Consider the following 17,646-nt stretch of genomic DNA (forward strand, 5'->3'; position numbering starts at 1 on the left):
GAGGGAGGGGCCCGAGGTCGACGCGGCAGCGTCGGGCTTGGGAAGGTGAGGGGTTCCGCCGTGGCCGTTCAGAGCACCGGTTCCTGCGGGTCGTCCGCCGTCGGCGCGGGGGCCAGGGCGGCGCGGGTGGCGGGCGCGGGCGGGCGGGGCGTGGGTGCGCTCGCCGGCAGCGGGGCGGCCGCCGCGGTCTCGGCCGGCGGCGCCGGCATGCCGGGCTCCGCGGCGGGCGGCTCCGCGCTCGCCTGGACCGACGGCGCGGCGGCCGGCGTATCGGCGATCACCCGGCTGGGCGGCGCGGCGGCGGCCATCACCGGGGCGGGGCTCTGCGCGAGGGGCGGGCTCTGCGCGGGGGCCGGGGCCTGCGCGGGCGGCGTGGCCGCGGCCTGGTCGGCGCCGGCGGTGGGGACCGCGGCGGCCGGGGGCGGCGAGGCGTCCGGAAGGTCGGGCAGCCGGGTGGCGCCGGCCATGGCGGGGGGCGGGGGCGGCGCGGCCGTCGCGGCGGCGTCGTGGGTCACCACCGGAGCGATCGGGGCCAGCACCAGGGCGCCGCCGCCGTCCGAGCCGCCGGCGCCCGGCGCCGCGCTGTCGCCGCTCCCGGTCACCCCGGCGGGCGGCGGCGTCGAGGGGCCGTCGTTGGCGGCGTGGCCCTGGTTGAACTTCAGCGCCTTGCCCAGCAGCGTCGAGCTGGCCAGCAGCTTGCGGGCGTTGCTGTCGCAGGCGTCCGGCATGCCCCAGGACAGCCAGGCGCGCGCCAGTTCGCGGCGGGTGTGGGTCTCCGCCTGCTGCCAGATGCCCTGGCCGGCGCGGATCGCCGCCGCGCCGCGGCCCGAGATCACCCGCGGGCTGGCCTTCTCGGTGGCGACGATGGCCTCGCCGAAGATCTTCAGCTCCTCGCGGTACACCTTGACGTCGGACTGGTAGGGCTCGGCCTCCTTCACCGGCGAGCCGAACAGCTTGTCGATGGCCACCAGGTCAGGCTTCACCTGGTCGTAGATCTGCAGGTACTCGGCCAGGGCGCCGTAGCACCAGCCGGTCAGCTCGTAGGGGTCGGTGGGCGCGCCGGGCGGCAGGGGCTCGCCCTGGGCCTGGTCCGCCGCCGCCGCGCCGCCGGTCTGGGCGGCCGACCCGGTGGCCAGCGCCAGGCCCAGCACAAGGGCGGCCATCGGGGCCAGGGCGGCGCGGGCCGGTTGCTTGCTACGCATCAATGTCTGTCACTCCCGCCCGAAGGCGCTTCCTGCGTTGCCGGCGCCCGGGCCGGCGGACCATAGCCGCCGCCCCCCGGCGTCTCGATCTCGATGACGTCGCCGGGCGCGACGGTCACCGAGAAGCAGCCCGCCAGCTCCTCTACCGCGCCGCCAGCCCTGATCAAACGCTGGATTCCGGCAAGACCAGGGCGCCCGCCGGCAAGGCCCTGGGGGGCGGTCTGGCGTCGGGTCGAGAGCAGGGCGGCCTCCAGGGGGGCGAGAAAGCGGATGCGGCGGACCGCCCCGTCGCCGCCGGCGTGCAGGCCGGCGCCCCCGGAACCCCGACGCACGTGGAAGCTCTCAACGCGCACCGGAAAGCGGCGTTCCAGAATCTCCGGGTCGGTGAGGCGCGAATTGGTCATGTGGCTGTGGACGGCGCTGGCGCCCGGCGCCTGGGCGGTCGCGCCCACGCCGCCGCACAGGGTCTCGTAGTACTGTCGGGTCTCGTCGCCGAAGGTGAAGTTGTTCATCGACCCCTGCGAATTGGCCATCACCCCCAGCGCCGCATAGAGGGCGTCGACCACGTGCTGGCTGGTCTCGACGTTGCCGGCCACCACCGCCGCGGGCGGGCGCGGGTTGAGCATCGAGCCCTCGGGCGCGATCACCTCCAGCGGCTCCAGGCAGCCGCCGTTCAGCGGGATGTCGTCGTCCACCAGGGTGCGGAACACATAGAGGGCCGCGGCGTCGACGATGGCGGCGGGGGCGTTGAAGTTGCTGGGCAGCTGGGCGCTGGTTCCGGTGAAATCGAGCCGGGCGCGGCCCTCATCGGGCGCCACAGTCACGCGCACCCGGATCTCGCCGCCCCCGTCCATGGGCTGCACCGCGCTGCCGTCGGTCAGCGCTTGCACGGCCCGGCGCACGCAGGCCGCGGCGTTGGCCTGGACGAAGCCCATGTAGCGCGCCACCGCCGGCGCCCCCCAGGCGCGGATCATGCCCATCACCGCCTCGCCGCCCGCCTGGCAGGCGGCGATCTGGGCCTTCAGGTCGGCCAGGTTGCGGTCCGGCGCCCGCGCCGGCCAGCGACCGGCGCCCAGGGCGGCCCGCACGTCGGCCTCCAGGAAGGTCCCGCCGCGCATCACCGGCAGGGCGTCCAGCAGCACGCCTTCCTCGTCGATGCTGCGGCTGAACGGCGGCATCGAGCCGGGCTGCACGCCGCCGACGTCGGCATGGTGGCCGCGGGCGGCGACGAAGAAGGCCGGCTCGGCGTCCGCCGCAACCGGGCCGTCCGCGAAGACCGGCATGACCACAGTGATGTCCGGCAGGTGGGTGCCGCCGGCGTAGGGATTGTTCAGGGCGAAGGCCTCGCCGGGGGCAAGCCGCGGGTGGCGCGCACGCACGGCGCGGACGCTGGCGCCCATGCTGCCCAGGTGCACCGGCATGTGCGGGGCGTTGGCCACCAGGCCGCCGTCCGCGTCGAACAGGGCGCAGGAGAAGTCCAGCCGCTCCTTGATGTTCACCGAGTGGGCGGTGCGCTCCAGGGCCGCGCCCATGGCCTCGGCCACCCCCATGAAGCGGCGGTTGAACAGCGCCAGGGTGATCGGGTCCGGCGCGTCGGCCGACAGCGCCGCTGCGGCGCGGGGGGCGCTGCGGGTCAGGCGCACCAGCCCGTCGTCGCCGGGCGCGGCGCGCCAGCCCTCGGCCAGCCAGATCTGGGTGTCGCCGCGCACGATGAGGCGCGGGCCGTCCACGGCGCCGGCCAGGGCGTCGGCCTGCACCACCGCACCCGCCGGGGCGGGCGCTCCGGCGGGCGCGTCCGGCCCCGCCGCGCCTAGCGTCGGCGCCTCGTCGCCGGCCTCGATGGCCTCCACCTCGACGCTGGCGATCAGCACCGCACGGGCAGGCTCGGTGAAGCCGAACAGCCGCCGGTGCGCGGCCTCGAAGGCGGCGCGGGCCTCGGCCAGACCGCCCGCCGGGACCGGCAGGGCGGCGTCGGCCCCGTCGTACGACAGCAGCAGCCGCCGCTGGGCCGGGCCCACCGCCGCGCCCTGGGCGGCGAGGTCCGCCTGCGCCTGGGCTTCCAGCGCCTGCGCCACCGCCGCCGCGCGGGCGAGGCCCGCCTCGTCCAGCGGCGCGTCGAGCCCCGCCTGGCGCAGGGCGCGCATCCGCGCCTGGCCGATGCCCCAGGCCGACAGCAGGCTGGCGTAGCGGGGGCACAGCACCTCGTCGATGCCCAGGGCGTCGGCCACCTGGCAGGCGATCTGTCCCGCCGCCCCGCCGAACGCCACCAGGGCGTGGTCGCGCGGGTCGTAGCCGCGCTCGGTGGAGATGCGCCGCACGGCCGCGGCGGTCTCCTCCACGGCGACGGCCAGGAAGCCCTCGGCGGCCGCTTCCGGCGAGGGGGCGCCCATGGCGGTCGCCAGCTCGGCCAGCCGCGCGCGGGCCGCGGCGGCGTCCAGCGGCTGGTCGCCCGCGGGGCCGAAGATCGCCGGGAACCAGGCCGGATCGATCCGGCCGGCGACCAGGTTGGCGTCGGTGACGGTGGCGGGGCCGCCGCGGCCATAGGCGGCCGGGCCGGGATCGGCGCCGGCGCTGGCCGGGCCGACCCGGGCGCGCAGGCCGTCGAAGTGCAGGATCGAGCCGCCGCCGGCGGCCACGGTGTCGACGTCCAGGGCGTTGCTGCGCAGCCGCGCGCCAGCCACCTTCAGCTCCGGCCGCCGGGCGATGCTCTCGGCCACGCGGCAGACGTCGGTGGAGGTGCCGCCCATGTCGAAGCCCAGCGCCTGGGCCACGCCGGCCGCGCGGGCGGTCTGGTCCACCCCCACCACCCCGCCGGCCGGCCCCGACAGCACCGCGTCGCGCCCGCGGAACGCCTGCGCCCGCACCAGGCCGCCGCCGGAGGTCATGAAGTACAGCGGCGCCCCCGCCGTCGCGGCGGCCACCTGGTCGACGTAGGCCCGCAGCACCGGGGTCAGGTAGGCGTCGGCGACCGTGGTCTCGGCGCGGGGCAGGAAGCGGGGCAGGGGGGAGACGTCGCTGCCCAGGGCGACGAAGGCGAAGCCGGCCGCCTGCGCCAGCGCGCCGGCGCGCTGTTCGTGCGCGGGATCGAGGTCGGCGTGCAGGAAGGCGATCGCCACGCTCTCGAAACCGTCGGCCCGCGCCGCCGCCAGGGCCGCCGCCAGCGCCGCCTCGTCCAGCGGCCGCACCACGCCGCCCTGGGCGTCCAGCCGCTCGTCGGCCTCGACGACGCCGGCGTACAGCGGCTCCGGGCGGCGGATCTGAAGGGCGAACAGCTCCGGCCGCGACTGGTCGCCGATCGCGAGCGCGTCGGCGAAGCCGGCGGTGGTGACCAGCAGGGTCCTGGCGCCCTTGCGCTCCAGCAGGGCGTTGGTGGCCACCGTGGTGCCCATTTTGATCGCCGCGACCCGCTCGGCGGGGAACGGCGCGCCCTCGGCCGCGCCCAGCAGGCGGCGCATGCCGGCGACGGCCGCGTCGGCGTACAGCGGCGAGGCCGACAGCATCTTCAGGGTGCGCGCCTCGCCCTGTGGCGAATAACCGATCACGTCGGTGAAAGTGCCGCCCCGATCGATCCAGAATCGCCACTGATCCGTAGTGGCGTAAGGGTTTGTCATCCGGCGGCCCGCACTCTAGAATAGTCTTCGATCCATGACCTTCTGGCGCAACATAGCAAGTCTCGCGGCGCGTCGCGTCGATGGGGCCGAGTGTCCCGACTGTCCCGCCGGACTGCCGGGCGAGGATCCCGCGTTTTCCACCGCGGTCACGGCGCTGGGCGCCAAGCTGGCCAAGGCCGACGGCTCGGCCACCGGCGACGAGTTCGCGGCCTTTTCCGAGGTGTTCCAGTCGGACGCCGCCTCGCAGCCGAACGTGCGGCGGCTGTACGACCTGGCGCGGCAGACCACGCACGGCTTCGAGAGCTACGCCCGCCGGCTGGCCAAGCGCTACGGCGCCTGCCCGCAGCTGCTGGAGGACGTGCTGGACGGCCTGTTCCACATCGCCAAGGCCGACGGCGTGGTCACCGGCGACGAGCTGGACTACCTGGCGCGGGTGGGCGACCTGTTCGGCCTCTCGGCGCTGACCTTCCGCCGGCTGAAGGCCACCCACCTGGGGGTCTCGGCCAACGACCCGTATGTGGTGCTCGGCGTCGCGCCGGACATCGCCGACGCCGAGCTGCGCGCCGCCTGGCGCGCCGCCCTGTCGGCCGCCCACCCCGACCGCGCCCGGGCCCGCGGCCTGCCGGCCGAGTTCATCGAGGTGGCCGAGGCCAAGTCCGCGGCGATCAACGCCGCCTTCTCCGAGGTGATGCGCGAGCGGCGGGAACTTTCGGGGTCCAGCGCCGCTTGAACCGCTGCAGACCGGCCACGGGCCGCTTGAAGGATTGCGCCGCAAAGCGCGACCGAATGCGGCGCCAGGCCAGATTCTGCGGCCCGCTTGGTTGACGATCCGCCGGGCCGGGATGAAGTATTGGACTTTCCGCGGGGCGCCGCGGCAGCGAGGAAGGCCATGCAAAGGCTGACGCGAGGAAACAGGATGGCAGGCTGGTCGCCCTCGCGGGGCGTGGCTTGGCTGCTCGGCGGCGTGGCGTGGCTGACGGCCGCGGCGATCGGCGCGGTGCTCGCGGTGTTCTTCGCGGCGACCATGGTGGTGATCGCCATCATGGCCACGGCGCTGCTGGCGGTGGCCGGCATGGCGCTGCGCGCCCGCCGCACGGTGCGCGCCGACAAGGCCTCCGACCTGATCGAGGCGCGCAACATCGGCGGCCACTCCTGGGTCGCCTACGGCTGGGACGGCCGGCGCTAGGCCCGCGCGGCCCCTCACCTTCCCACACCGCTTGCTGCGCAAGCGCCGCGGGCCCCTTCCTCTCCCTGCAGGGAGAGGAAAGTCAGATCGTCGCGGCGCAGAGGGTCACACCTCTCCCTTGAGGGAGAGGGAGGGGCCCGATCGCGCAGCGATTGGGAAGGTGAGGGGCCGCGCCGTTCGGCCAGGCGTTCACACGACCGCTTTCCGCCCTTGCTCTACGCTGGGTCAGGCTCCTAACATCGCCATTCAAACAGGCGTTGGGAGCGATACGCATGACGATCGGCTTGGTGGCCACCCTCAAGGTGCAGGACGGCAAGGGCCCGGAACTGGAAGCGGTGTTCAGGGAGCTGGCTCCGCTGGTGCGGGCCAACGAGCCGGGCAACCTGCTCTACCAGCTGACCAAGAGCCGCACCGACGCCAACACCTACAAGGTGCTGGAGATCTACCAGGACCAGGAAGCGCTGGGCGCGCATGGCGCCAGCGAGCACTTCAAGGCGCTGTCGCCGAAGATGGGCGCGTGCCTGGCCGGCCGGCCGGACCTGGAATTCCTGGACAGCGTGGACTGATCCCATGGACCTCGACTTCAGCCCCCAGGATCTGGCCTTTCGCGACGAGGTGCGGGCGTTTATCGCGCAGGCCTACGACGACGAGATGCGGGCGCTCATGGACCAGTCCAAGAACGGTCACATGAACCGCGAGGCGCAGATCCGGTGGCTGAAGCGACTGGGCGACAAGGGCTGGATCGCCCCGGACTGGCCGGTCGAGTACGGCGGCACGGGCTGGAGCGACGGCCAGAAGTTCATCTTCAACATGGAGATGGCCCTGGCCGGGGCCCCGTCGACCAGCAACATGGGCCTGCGCATGTGCGCCCCGGTGATCATGGCGTTCGGCAGCCCGGAGCAGAAGGCCGAGCACCTGCCCAAGATCCTCTCCAGCGACGTCTGGTGGTGCCAGGGCTATTCCGAGCCGGGCTCGGGGTCGGACCTGGCCAGCCTGTCGATGAAGGCCGAGCGTGACGGCGATCACTATGTGCTGAACGGCTCGAAGATCTGGACCACCTACGCCCAGTGGGCCGACTGGATGTTCTGCCTGGTGCGCACCAGCCAGGAGGACAAGCCGCAGAAGGGCATCTCCTTCCTGCTGCTGCGCATGGACACCCCCGGCATCACCATCCGCCCGCTGCCGACCCTCGACGGGCCGGTGGACGGCGAACAGGAGATCAACCAGGTCTTCTTCGAGGACGTGCGCGTGCCGGTCGCCAACCGCATCGGCGACGAGGGCCAGGGCTGGACCTACGCCAAGTACTTGCTGCAGTTCGAGCGCGGCAACGCCTATGCGCCCGGCCTGACCCACCAGCTCGACAAGGTGCGCAAGATCGCCGCCTCTGAAACCGCCGATGGCGGAGAACCTCTGATCCGCGACCGCGACTTCCGCCGCAAGCTGGCGGAGATGGAGATCAAGGTCGCCACCCTGAACGCCACCGAACTGAAGCTGTTCGCCGGCCGCACCACCGGCGAGGCCATGGGTCCGGCGTCCTCGATGCTGAAGCTGGAGGGCTCCCAGGCCCAGCAGCAGATCACCGAACTGGCCCTGGAGGCCGTCGGTGTCTATGGCGCGCCCTTCGTCCAGGACACCTGGGCCCACCTGCGCGGCCAGCTCAACGAACCCCGCCCCGGCCCCGACTACGCGGCCCCGGCCGCGCCGATGTACTTCAACTACCGCAAGACCTCGATCTACGCCGGCTCCAACGAGATCCAGCACAACATCATGGCGAAGATGATCTTGGGGATCTGAGGGGCGCGCTCCGCGAACCCCGCCCTGAGCCCACGCCGCCGATTGCGAACAAAACGCGAAACTGAGATCGTCGGGGCTTCCGCCGGTCTCTGAGTCGCAACCCATGTCCGCCGCGTATCTCGACGCCCTCAATCCGAACCAGCGGCGGGCCGTCGAGCATGGGACGGAGGTGGGGGCGGACAGGGCGGCCGGCGGCGGCGCGGCGGCGGCGGGGCCGTTGCTGGTGATCGCGGGGGCGGGGTCGGGCAAGACCAACACCCTGGCGCACCGGGTGGCGCACCTGATCGTCGGCGGGGCGGACCCGCGGCGCATCCTGCTGATGACCTTCTCGCGCCGGGCGGCCGGCGAGATGGCGCGGCGGGTGGAGCGGATCGGGCGCAAGGTGCTGGGCGACAAGGCGGCGGTGCTGACCGACGCGATGGAATGGGCCGGCACCTTCCACGGCGTCGGGGCGCGGCTGCTGCGCGAGATCGCCGACCAGATCGGCCTGGACCCCCGCTTCACCATCCACGACCGCGAGGATTCCGCCGACCTGATCAACCTGATCCGGCACGAGCTGGGCTATTCGAAGCTGGACAGCCGCTTTCCCGCCAAGGCCACCTGCCTGGCGATCTATTCGCGCTGCGTGAACAGCCAGACGGCGCTGGAGGACGTGCTGCACGCGGCCTTCCCCTGGTGTGCGACGTGGGCGGACGAGCTGCGCGCCCTGTTCGGCGCCTATGTGGAGGCCAAGCAGGCGCAGACCGTGCTCGATTACGACGACCTGCTGCTCTACTGGGCCCAGGCGATGGCCGAGCCGGCGATCGCCGCGGAGATCGGCGCGCGGTTCGACCACGTGCTGGTGGACGAGTACCAGGACACCAACCGGCTGCAGGCGTCGATCCTGCTGGCCCTGAAGCCCGACGGCCGCGGCCTGACCGTGGTCGGCGACGACGCCCAGTCGATCTACGGCTTCCGCGCGGCCACGGTGCGCAACATCCTGGAGTTTCCGGCGCACTTCACGCCGCCGGCCCGGGTGCTGACACTGGACCAGAACTACCGCTCGACCCAGCCGATCCTGAGCGCCGCCAACGCGGTGATCGACCTGGCGCCCGAGCGCTTCGCCAAGACCCTGTGGACCGACCGCGCGGCCGACGGCCCGCCGCGGCTGGTGACCGTGCGCAGCGAGACCGACCAGGCGCGCTATATCGTCGAACAGGTGCTGGAGCGGCGCGAGGCGGGCACGGCGCTGAAGCAGCAGGCGGTGCTGTTCCGCACCTCCAGCCACAGCGCCGCCCTGGAGCTGGAGCTGACCCGGCGCAACATCCCGTTCGTCAAGTTCGGCGGGCTGAAGTTCCTGGACGCCGCGCATGTGAAGGACCTGCTGGCGGTGCTGCGGTTCGCCGAGAACCCGCGCGACCGGGTGGTGGGCTTTCGCGTGATGCAGCTGCTGCCCGGCGTGGGCCCGGCCTCGGCGCAGCGGGTGATGGACCACATCGGCGCGGCGCCCAGCCCGCTGGCGGCGATGCCCGACGCCCCGGCGCCCGCCCGCACCGGCGGCGACTGGGACGGCTTCCTGGGACTGATCGCCGACCTGGCCGGCCGCGAGCTGGGCTGGCCGGCGGAGCTGGAGCGGGTGCGCCAGTGGTACGCCCCGCACCTGGACCGCCTCCACGAGGACGCTGAGGTGCGCCTGGGCGACCTGATGCAGCTGGAGCAGATCGCCGCCGGCTATGCCACGCGCGAGCGGTTCCTGACCGACCTGACGCTGGACCCGCCGGACGCCACCTCGGACCAGGCGGGGGTTCCGCTGCTGGACGAGGACTATCTGATCCTGTCGACCATCCACTCGGCCAAGGGCCAGGAATGGTCGTCGGTGTTCGTGCTCAACGCGGTGGACGGGTGCATGCCCTCGGACCTGGGGACCGGCCAGAGCGCGGAGCTGGAGGAGGAGCGGCGGCTGCTGTACGTGGCCATGACCCGGGCCAAGGACGACCTGCACCTGATGCTGCCGCAGCGGTTCTACGTGCACGGCCAGCCGCGGATGGGCGACCGCCACGTCTACGCCCAGCGCACCCGCTTCATCCCCCGCAGCCTGCTGGACCTGTTCGAGACGGTGAGCTGGCCGCCGGCCGGGCAGGCGGGGCCCGCGGCGCCGGCCAGCGCCGCGCCGCGCGTCGACGTGGGCGCCAAGCTGAAGACGATGTGGCGCTGAGCCGGACGTCCCCGCTGCGCGGCTGAGCAGCCCGCGCCGCGGCGATCGGCGCGGCGAATTTCCTTGGCCAAGGCGCCGCCGGGGCTGTAGTCGGCGGGCCAGGAGTTCGGGGAATGGGACCGGCCGCCGCGGCGGCCGCTCACGCTGGGGGATTGCATGGTCTGGACCAACCCGCCCGTCCGCTCGGGCCGGCCATGGTAGCTGAGGTCGCGCTCGAGACGGGCGGCGCGCGGACGCCCGCGCGCGCGCTGGCGCCGGCGCGGGCGCTGCTGGTGGCGCTGGCCTGGGCGGGGGCGATGGTCTTCTGCCTGCGCTACATCCTGCTGAGCGGCTTCGACCTGGGGTATTCCGACCGCGGCGACGGGGTGATCGAGATCGCCCTCCTGGAACACTGGCGCAACGTCTTCCAGGGGACCGAGGACTGGCGCGCGCCGCTGTTCTTCCATCCGTGGGGCGACGGGCTCGGCTACAACGACGGCTACTTCCTGTACGGCGTCGTCTACAGCCTGGCGCGGACGGTGTTCGACCCGTTCATCTCCGACACGGTCAACGCCGTCGTCTTCAAGACCATCGGCTTCTTCTCCGCCTTCGCCCTGTTCCGCGGGCCGCTGGCGTGGTCGTTCGACCGGGCGCTGCTGGCGGCGGTGCTGTTCTCGATCGCCAACAGCCTGGGACTGCAGATCGGCCACGCCCAGCTGGAGACGCTGGCGCTGACGCCGCTGATGGCGATCCTGGTCTGCCGGGGCTGGCAGGCGGGCGCGGCCGGCCGGCGGCTCGCGGCCAGCCTGTGGGGCGTCGCCGCGGCGGTGCTGATGGCCGCCTGGCTGATCACCGCCTACTATTTCGCCTGGTTCTCGGCCTATTTCGCTGGCTTCTTCCTGCTGTTCTGGCTGCGCGAGACGGGTCAGCTGAACCCGCGCGCCATGCTGGGCCTGGCCAGGCGGGCCGCGCCGATGCTGATCGCCCCGGCGGCGGTGTTCGCCGTGGCCTGCATCCCGTTCCTGATGGTCTACCTGCCCAAGGTGGCGGAGACCGGGGCGCACCCGTTCAACGACGCCCAGCAGTACCTGACGATGATCTACGACCCGGTGAACTCAGGGCCGGGCAACATCTTCTGGGGCTGGATCGCCCGCGGCCTGGGCGCCGTGATCAAGCACAAGTACTCGCTGGGCGAGCACGAGAGCGGCCTGCCGCTGCTGCAGTTCGCCCTGCTGGCGGTGGCCCTGCGCCAGCTGCTGAAGACCCCGCGCGCGGCCTCTCGGCCCCTGCTGAAGGCGCTCGCCTGGACCATCCTGGTGACCTGGGCGCTGACCCTCCAGTTCGGGCCGGTCTCGCCCTGGCGGCTGATCTACTGGTTCGCCCCGGGGGCGAGGGGGCTGCGCACCGTGGTGCGCTACCAGATCTTCCTGACCCTGCCGGTGCTGGTGCTGGTGTTCGCCCACTACGCCGACCGCTGGGCGCGGCTGCGCCAGGCGCAGCCGTGGCTGGCGGCGGGCCTCGCGACCCTGCTGCTGGTCGAGAACGTCAACTTCGAGTCGCCCGCCAACCTGTCGCGCACCGTCGAGCTGGCGCAGATCAGGGCGATCCCGGCCCCGCCGGCGGCGTGCAAGGTGTTCTCGGTGGCCAAGGCCAGCGCCACCGAGGGCGTCTACGCCAACCCCAAGACCAACGCCCTCTATCCGCACAACGTCGACGCCATGCTGCTGTCGGAGCTGTGGCGCATGCCGACGGTGAACGGCTTTTCGACCTTCAACCCGCCGGACTGGAACTTCGCCGACCCCAGCCGGCCCGACTATCCGGCGCGGGTGCGGGCCTACGGCGAGCGGCACGACCTGCACGGCCTGTGCCTGCTGGACATGCGCCAGCCGCAGCCCTGGAGCCTGGTGCGGCCCTAGTGCGCGTGTCCGCGACGGGGTAGGAAAAGGCCATGGCCTCGCCGATCGAAGATGTGCTGTTCCAGAAGCTGGCGCCCCTGGCGCCGGGCAAGTCGGTCTCGCCGGAGGACGTCGCCAAGGCGGTGGACGCCGAGGGCTGGCGCCGGCTGCTGCCGCAGGTGCGCGCCACCGCCGTGGGCCTGGCCCGCGCCGGCAGGCTGGTGATCACCCGCCACGGCAAGCCCGCCGATCCGGGACGATTCAAGGGCGTCTACCGCCTGCGCCTGCCGCTGCCGGACGACGTGATCCCGGGCGGGGAGGACGAGGCCGACGACCTGGACGGGCTGCCGCAAGACGATGGCTGACGGCGCTTCGGCGGGGGCGCTCGAGGGGATCCTGGCCGACATCCGCGCCTGCCGCGCCTGCGCCGGCGAGCTGCCGCACGACCCGCGGCCGGTGGTGATGGTCTCGGGCCAGACCCGCATCCTGATCTGCGGCCAGGCCCCCGGCCGGCGGGTGCACGAGAGCGGCCTGCCGTTCACCGATCCCTCGGGCGACCGGCTGCGCAGCTGGATGGGGGTGGACTGGGACACCTTCTATGGGGCGCCGCAGATCGGCGTGGCGGCGATGGCCTTCTGCTATCCCGGCACGGCGCCGAAGGGCGGCGACTATCCGCCGCCGACCCGCTGCGCCGCCCTGTGGCGACGGCGACTGCTGGCGGCCCTGCCGAAGGTCGAGCTGACCCTGCTGGTGGGCTCGTACGCCCAGGCCTGGGCGCTGGGCGACAAGGCCCGCGGGCCGATGACCGAGACCGTGCGGGCCTGGCGCGACTACGGGCCCGGCATGATCCCGCTGCCGCATCCGTCGTGGCGCAACACCGGCTGGCTGAAGCGCAATCCGTGGTTCGAAGCCGAGGTGACGCCCTATTTGCGCGCCCGCGTCGCCGATATGCTGGGGCGATGAGCGTGCGCGGGCTTTCCTGTCTGGTCATGGCCCTGCTGGCGGCCCTGTCGCTGGCGGCGTGTGCGCCCACCCTGCAGCACGCCGGCCGGCCGGACCTGACCTTCCAGGGGCCGCGCCTGGCCGGGACCGAGTTCGTCTCTTTCGACGGCGCGCGCCTGGGGGTCAGCCGCTGGGACGCCGAGGGCGAGCCCTGGGCGGTGATCGTCGGCGTGCACGGCATGAACGACTACGCCAACGCCTTCCATCTGGCCGGGCCGTGGTGGGCCAAGCGCGGCATCACCACCATCGCCTATGACCAGCGCGGCTTCGGCCGCTCGCCGCAGCGCGGGATCTGGGCCGGGGACGGGCTGATGACCGAGGACCTGCGCACCCTGACCGCCCTGGTGCGCCGGCAGTATCCGCATGCGGTGATCGCCGTGGCCGGCGAGAGCCTGGGCGGCTCGGTGGTGATCGAGACCATGGCCTCGGACCGCCCGGCGGCGGCGGACCGGGCGGTGCTGATCGCCCCGGCGGTGTGGGGCTGGTCGAACCTGCCGCTGCCCTACAAGAGCGCCCTGTGGCTGGCCGACCATCTGGCCCCGTCGAAGGTGTTCAACCCGCCGGGGTTCGTCACCCAGCACATCTCGCCCAGCGACAACCGCGAGGAGCTGATCGCCATGGGCCGCGACCCGCTGATGGTCTGGGGCGCGCGGTCCGACACCCTGTACGGCCTGGTCTCGACCATGCAGCACGCCTGGAAGGAGACCGGCCAGGTGAAGGGGCCGACGCTGTGGCTGTACGGCGACCACGACCAGATCATCCCCAAGGGCGCCACCTACCAGGCCGCGGCGCGGCTGGCGCCCGGCAACCGCTCGGCCTTCTATGCCCAAGGCTGGCACCTGCTGCTGGTGGACCGCCAGGCCGAGACGGTGTGGGGCGACATCGCCGCCTTCCTGCGCGATCCGAACGCGCCGCTGCCCTCGGGGGCGCCGACCATCCCCGGCGCGCCGACGGCGCCGAACACGGCCGTCCGCCAGGCCGCCTTGCCCCCGGGTGACCTTGTGGCGGCCCCCCCGGCGCCGTAGAGCCGGGGGCCAGGGAAACGCGCGTCCACCAGGGGCTGCATGAGCTTTTTCGAGTCGCCGGCCTTCGAGGGCCACGAGGCGCTGCACGCCTTCCACGACGCCAGGAGCGGCCTGCGCTGCTTCATCGCCATCCATTCCACGGCCCGCGGACCGGCCACGGGCGGGGCCCGGCTGTGGACCTACCCCGGCGAACAGGCAGCCATCGACGACGCCCTGAAGCTGTCGCGCGCCATGTCCTACAAGAACGCGGTCTGCGACCTGGAGCTGGGCGGCGGCAAGGCGGTGATCATGGGCCGGGCCGGCGTGGCCAAGAGTCCGGCGCTGTTCGAGGCCTTCGGCGCGGCGGTGGAGAGCCTGGGCGGCAGCTACTGGGGCGCCGAGGACGTCGGCGTGACCCCGGAAGACCTGGCCCACGCGGCGCGGCGCACCCGCTACATGGCCGGCCTGACCGGCACGCCGGCGGCGTCGGGCGATCCCAGCCCGGTGACGGCGGAGGGGGTCAAGCGCGGCATCGAACTGACGGTGCAGAAGACCCTGAACCGCTCGCTGTCGGGGGTGACGGTGGCCATCCAGGGCCTGGGCCACGTGGGCGCGCGGCTGGCCGACCTCCTGGCGGGGGCCGGGGCGAAGCTGATCGTCACCGACCTGGACGAGAAGACCGCCCGCGCCGTCGCCGCGCGCACCGGCGGCAAGGCGGTTCCGCCGCACGCCATATTCGACACCGACGCCGAGGTGTTCGCGCCCTGCGCCCTGGGCGGGGCGATCTCGCGCGAGACCCTGCCGCGGATCAGGGCCCGGATCATCGCCGGCGCCGCCAACAACCAGCTGGCCGACGCCGAGACCGGGCGGGCGATCTTCGACCGCGGCGCGGTGTATGCGCCGGACTTCGTGCTGAACGGCGGCGGCATCATCAACATCGCCGCGGAAATCCGCGCCCTGGCCAGCGGCGGGGCCTACGACCCCGACTGGGTGGCGATGAAACTGGACCGCATGACCGCCACCCTTGGCGAGGTGCTGGACCGCTCGATCCGTGAACGGCGCCCCACCGACGTCATCGCCAACGAAATCGCCCGCGAGCGGATCGCCGCGGCGCGCTAGCGGCGTCTCCGGTTCTCCGCTGGAGCCCCCCATCCCCGGCTTCGCCGGTACTTCCCCCAGAGGGGGAAGAGAACCGTTCTCCTCCCCCCTTGGGGGAGGGGGACCCGCGAAGGGGGTGGAGGGGGCCGCCGCGCGCCGCTAGTGCTGTGGCTTGAGCTCGAAGGTGCGCGGTTCGATGGCGCGGACGGCGGCGGTCTTGGGGTCGGCGGGGGCGCCGTGCTGGGGCGTGGCCGCTGGCTTGAAGAAGCCGTTGTTGCGCACCGGTTGCTGCTGCTGGAAGCCGGTAGGCATGTCTTACTCCCTGTACTTTCTTCTTAACGCTTAAGGGCTTAGGCGGCGACGAAAACCGGCGGGGCGGCGCTCACGTCCACGTCAACGGTCAGGTCGCAGCGTCCCGGATCGCCGAAGATGGCGCCCGAGATCGGCGCGGCCTCGGCCGGCGTGCGGCTGACCGCCACGGGGATCAGGCTGGAGGATTCCGCCAGCCCGTTGGTGGGATCGAACTCGGTCCAGCCGAGCTCCGGCAGGAACACCTCGCACCAGGCGTGGGTGGCGCCGGCGCCGCGCACCGCGGCGCCGGGCGAGTGCAGATAGCCGGTGACGAAGCGGGCGGCGTAGCCCAGCCGGCGCAGGCCCTCGACCATCAGCCAGGCGAAGTCGCGGCAGGTGCCCGAGCCCGTGGCCAGGGTGCGCGCCGGCGACTGCACCCCCTCCTCCCAGCGGGCGATGTACTCGAACTGCTCGTGGATGCTCCAGGTCAGGCGCAGCAGGAATTCCAGCGCCGTGCCGCCCACCAGGCCGGCCTGGCCGCGCAGCCAGGGCATCAGCCCCTCCACGTCCTCGTCGGCGGGGGCCATGAACGGCGCCAGCACCGCGCGGTCGGTCAGGTCGTAGTCCACCGGGCTGGCGCTCTTCGGATCGTGGATCGGCAGCGCCGCCAGCGGGGCGGGGAAGCGCTCGATCTCCAGCTCCGACAGGATGGTCAGGCGCCGCGCCTCGCCCTGCGGCGAAAACCAGCACACGCAGTTGCCCAGGGCGTCGTAGGCCCAGCGGGTCTCGCCGGGCGGCGAGAGGGTCAGGGTGGCCGCGCCGATGCGGATGGCGTGGCTGTCGCGCGGGCGCACCAGGAGGCGGTGCAGGCCAAAGCGCACGGGGCGCTCGTAGTCGTACCGCGTCTCGTGGCGGATGATCAGGCGGGACATGGCCGCTTAACGTCGCCGTCCGGGGCGAGTTCCGGTTGCGCGACCGGCGTGAGCGCACGCGCGGGTCGGCGCCGACTCGACGGAACAAAAAGAGAACATTAGGACTCTGCGGCTGACACCCCTGGGCCACCGAGATGAGGCTGATCCGCCTTTCCACCGAGACCGACTACGACGGCTGGCGCGCCGCGGCCCGGGCGCTGCGGGTGGCGGGGGTGAATCCGCGGCAGGTGGCCTGGACGGTAAAGGGCTCGGAGGTGGACAAGGCCTTCCCCCAGAACCGTCCGTCGGGCGAGGCGCCGCCGGCCCCCGTGGGCAGTTTCGCCGTGCCGCGCGCGTTCGGCGAGCTGGCGGCGGAGGTGATGCTGCACCGCTGGCCGGAGCGGTTCGCCCTGCTGTACCGGCTGCTGTGGCGCCTGGAGCGCGAGCCGCGGCTGATGACCGACCGGCGCGACCCCGACCTGATGCAGGCCCGTCGCCTGGCCGAGGCGGTGCGCGCCGCCGCGGCGCGGATGGTCGACGAGGTCCGCCTGCGGCCGGTCGCCGGCGCCCAGGGGGTGTCGATCGGCTGGCACGCGCCGGCGCACCGGGTGGCGGCGCTGGCCGGGCCGGCGCTGGCGGCGCGCTTTGCCGGCCAGGCCTTCACGGTGCTGACCCCGGAGGCCAGCCTGCACTGGGACACCCGGGCGCTGGCGTTCGGGCCTGGCGCGCCGCTGGGCGCCGATCCGCCGGCTGCGGCGCTGGACGACTTCTGGCGCAGGCGCTGCGCCAGCCACTTCCACGCGCCCACGCCGCCCGTGGTCTCGTCGCGCGACATGAAGGCGGCCCTGCGCGCCAGCCGCGACGCGCCCTGGGACCATCCGGGACCGGAGACCCTGGGCCAGGTGCTGGGCGGCATCGCCGCCTGCCGCCGGTGCGACCTGTGGCGCGGCGCCTGCCAGGGGGTGGGCGGGGAAGGGCCGGCGGGGGCGGCGGTGATGCTGGTGGGCGACCAGCCGGGCGATGCCGACGACCAGGCCGGCCGCCCCTTCGTCGGTCCGGCGGGGGCGCTGCTGGACCGGGCCCTGGCCGAGGCCGGGCTGAACCGGGCGGACGTCTACCTGACCAACGCGGTGCGCCACTTCAAGCACCGGCTGGAGGGCGAGCGCCGGGCGCCGCGCGGGCCGACGGGGCGGGAGGTGGACGCCTGCCGCCTGTGGCTGGACGCCGAGCGGCGGCTGGTGCGGCCGCGGGTGGTGGTCGCCCTGGGCGGGGCGGCGGCGCTGGCGGTGTTCGGCCGGCCGATGCCCGTGGTCTCCAGCCGCGGCCGGCTGCACCGCCTGGGGCAGGGCGCCGGGGTGGTCAGCTTCCATCCGGCGTTCGTGCTGGGCCTTCCCGACGAGCGGGCGCGGACCGAAAGCTTCCACGCCCTGGCGGGGGACCTGCGCCTGGCGCGGTGAGCGGCGCGGGCCCCCATCCCCG

At 73.6% G+C, this 17,646-nt stretch carries 15 protein-coding genes; 11 read left to right on the forward strand and 4 right to left on the reverse strand.

Features of this window, described 5'->3' with window-relative positions:
- Positions 1–68 precede the first annotated feature (68 nt).
- Positions 69–1,202: a hypothetical protein gene (locus tag ACO2Q3_RS20155; RefSeq protein ID WP_423309877.1), complete on the reverse strand. Its 1,134-nt coding sequence runs from the start codon at positions 1,200–1,202 to the stop codon at positions 69–71.
- Positions 1,202–4,813, reverse strand: a complete 3,612-nt coding sequence (locus ACO2Q3_RS20160) for a hydantoinase B/oxoprolinase family protein (protein ID WP_423309879.1) — start codon at positions 4,811–4,813, stop codon at positions 1,202–1,204. The genes ACO2Q3_RS20155 and ACO2Q3_RS20160 overlap by 1 nt, the downstream gene beginning before the upstream one ends.
- 34 nt (positions 4,814–4,847) lie before the next feature.
- Between ACO2Q3_RS20160 and ACO2Q3_RS20165 the strand changes: the two genes are divergently transcribed.
- The 10 genes from ACO2Q3_RS20165 (at position 4,848) to ACO2Q3_RS20210 (ending at position 14,986) form a co-directional block, all read left to right on the forward strand.
- Positions 4,848–5,543, forward strand: a complete 696-nt coding sequence (locus ACO2Q3_RS20165) for a TerB family tellurite resistance protein (protein ID WP_423309881.1) — start codon at positions 4,848–4,850, stop codon at positions 5,541–5,543.
- Positions 5,544–5,729: 186 nt separating this feature from the next.
- Positions 5,730–5,999, forward strand: a complete 270-nt coding sequence (locus ACO2Q3_RS20170) for a hypothetical protein (RefSeq protein ID WP_423309883.1) — start codon at positions 5,730–5,732, stop codon at positions 5,997–5,999.
- Positions 6,000–6,271: 272 nt separating this feature from the next.
- Entirely contained in the window at positions 6,272–6,565 is a 294-nt protein-coding gene (locus ACO2Q3_RS20175) for a putative quinol monooxygenase (protein WP_423309885.1), read from the forward strand.
- Positions 6,566–6,569: 4 nt separating this feature from the next.
- Entirely contained in the window at positions 6,570–7,793 is a 1,224-nt protein-coding gene (locus ACO2Q3_RS20180; RefSeq protein ID WP_423309887.1) for an acyl-CoA dehydrogenase family protein, read from the forward strand.
- Positions 7,794–7,896: 103 nt separating this feature from the next.
- Complete coding sequence (locus ACO2Q3_RS20185) at positions 7,897–9,987, forward strand: ATP-dependent helicase (RefSeq protein ID WP_423309889.1); 2,091 nt, start codon at positions 7,897–7,899, stop codon at positions 9,985–9,987.
- A gap of 194 nt (positions 9,988–10,181) precedes the next feature.
- Positions 10,182–11,882 carry a hypothetical protein gene (locus ACO2Q3_RS20190; protein WP_423309891.1) on the forward strand — a complete coding sequence of 567 codons (1,701 nt, stop codon included), beginning with the start codon at positions 10,182–10,184 and terminating at the stop codon, positions 11,880–11,882.
- 32 nt (positions 11,883–11,914) lie between these two features.
- Positions 11,915–12,226, forward strand: a complete 312-nt coding sequence (locus tag ACO2Q3_RS20195) for a DUF3253 domain-containing protein (protein WP_423309893.1) — start codon at positions 11,915–11,917, stop codon at positions 12,224–12,226.
- Positions 12,219–12,824: a uracil-DNA glycosylase family protein gene (locus tag ACO2Q3_RS20200; RefSeq protein WP_423309895.1), complete on the forward strand. Its 606-nt coding sequence runs from the start codon at positions 12,219–12,221 to the stop codon at positions 12,822–12,824. Before ACO2Q3_RS20195 ends, ACO2Q3_RS20200 begins: the two co-directional genes overlap by 8 nt.
- Positions 12,825–12,826: 2 nt before the next feature.
- Positions 12,827–13,888 carry an alpha/beta fold hydrolase gene (locus ACO2Q3_RS20205; RefSeq protein WP_423309897.1) on the forward strand — a complete coding sequence of 354 codons (1,062 nt, stop codon included), beginning with the start codon at positions 12,827–12,829 and terminating at the stop codon, positions 13,886–13,888.
- Between the two features lie 39 nt (positions 13,889–13,927).
- Positions 13,928–14,986, forward strand: coding sequence for a Glu/Leu/Phe/Val dehydrogenase dimerization domain-containing protein (locus ACO2Q3_RS20210; protein ID WP_423309899.1), 1,059 nt, complete (start codon positions 13,928–13,930; stop codon positions 14,984–14,986).
- A gap of 138 nt (positions 14,987–15,124) precedes the next feature.
- Here the strand turns inward: ACO2Q3_RS20210 and ACO2Q3_RS20215 are convergent, their stop codons facing one another.
- Positions 15,125–15,277 (reverse strand): hypothetical protein, encoded by a 153-nt coding sequence (locus ACO2Q3_RS20215; protein ID WP_423309901.1) that lies wholly within the window; start codon positions 15,275–15,277, stop codon positions 15,125–15,127.
- Positions 15,278–15,315: 38 nt separating this feature from the next.
- A complete protein-coding gene (locus tag ACO2Q3_RS20220; RefSeq protein WP_423309903.1) occupies positions 15,316–16,188 on the reverse strand; it encodes a transglutaminase family protein in 873 nt (290 codons plus the stop codon).
- Positions 16,189–16,322: 134 nt separating this feature from the next.
- Between ACO2Q3_RS20220 and ACO2Q3_RS20225 the strand changes: the two genes are divergently transcribed.
- The gene (locus tag ACO2Q3_RS20225; protein WP_423309905.1) at positions 16,323–17,624 is read left to right on the forward strand and encodes a UdgX family uracil-DNA binding protein; all 1,302 of its coding nucleotides are present in this window, start codon (positions 16,323–16,325) and stop codon (positions 17,622–17,624) included.
- Positions 17,625–17,646: the final 22 nt, after the last annotated feature.

This window comes from Caulobacter sp. KR2-114, from assembly GCF_049446115.1.
Lineage (GTDB): Bacteria > Pseudomonadota > Alphaproteobacteria > Caulobacterales > Caulobacteraceae > Acaudatibacter.

What these genes read in the sequence shown, in the direction of transcription:
- ACO2Q3_RS20155 (WP_423309877.1), bottom strand. Translation starts at nt 1,202, where the DNA reads ATGCGTAGCAAGCAACCGGCCCGCGCCGCCCTGGCCCCGATGGCCGCC.
- ACO2Q3_RS20160 (WP_423309879.1), bottom strand. Translation starts at nt 4,813, where the DNA reads ATGACAAACCCTTACGCCACTACGGATCAGTGGCGATTCTGGATCGAT.
- ACO2Q3_RS20165 (WP_423309881.1), top strand. Translation starts at nt 4,848, where the DNA reads ATGACCTTCTGGCGCAACATAGCAAGTCTCGCGGCGCGTCGCGTCGAT.
- ACO2Q3_RS20170 (WP_423309883.1), top strand. Translation starts at nt 5,730, where the DNA reads ATGGCAGGCTGGTCGCCCTCGCGGGGCGTGGCTTGGCTGCTCGGCGGC.
- ACO2Q3_RS20175 (WP_423309885.1), top strand. Translation starts at nt 6,272, where the DNA reads ATGACGATCGGCTTGGTGGCCACCCTCAAGGTGCAGGACGGCAAGGGC.
- ACO2Q3_RS20180 (WP_423309887.1), top strand. Translation starts at nt 6,570, where the DNA reads ATGGACCTCGACTTCAGCCCCCAGGATCTGGCCTTTCGCGACGAGGTG.
- ACO2Q3_RS20185 (WP_423309889.1), top strand. Translation starts at nt 7,897, where the DNA reads ATGTCCGCCGCGTATCTCGACGCCCTCAATCCGAACCAGCGGCGGGCC.
- ACO2Q3_RS20190 (WP_423309891.1), top strand. Translation starts at nt 10,182, where the DNA reads ATGGTAGCTGAGGTCGCGCTCGAGACGGGCGGCGCGCGGACGCCCGCG.
- ACO2Q3_RS20195 (WP_423309893.1), top strand. Translation starts at nt 11,915, where the DNA reads ATGGCCTCGCCGATCGAAGATGTGCTGTTCCAGAAGCTGGCGCCCCTG.
- ACO2Q3_RS20200 (WP_423309895.1), top strand. Translation starts at nt 12,219, where the DNA reads ATGGCTGACGGCGCTTCGGCGGGGGCGCTCGAGGGGATCCTGGCCGAC.
- ACO2Q3_RS20210 (WP_423309899.1), top strand. Translation starts at nt 13,928, where the DNA reads ATGAGCTTTTTCGAGTCGCCGGCCTTCGAGGGCCACGAGGCGCTGCAC.
- ACO2Q3_RS20215 (WP_423309901.1), bottom strand. Translation starts at nt 15,277, where the DNA reads ATGCCTACCGGCTTCCAGCAGCAGCAACCGGTGCGCAACAACGGCTTC.
- ACO2Q3_RS20220 (WP_423309903.1), bottom strand. Translation starts at nt 16,188, where the DNA reads ATGTCCCGCCTGATCATCCGCCACGAGACGCGGTACGACTACGAGCGC.
- ACO2Q3_RS20225 (WP_423309905.1), top strand. Translation starts at nt 16,323, where the DNA reads ATGAGGCTGATCCGCCTTTCCACCGAGACCGACTACGACGGCTGGCGC.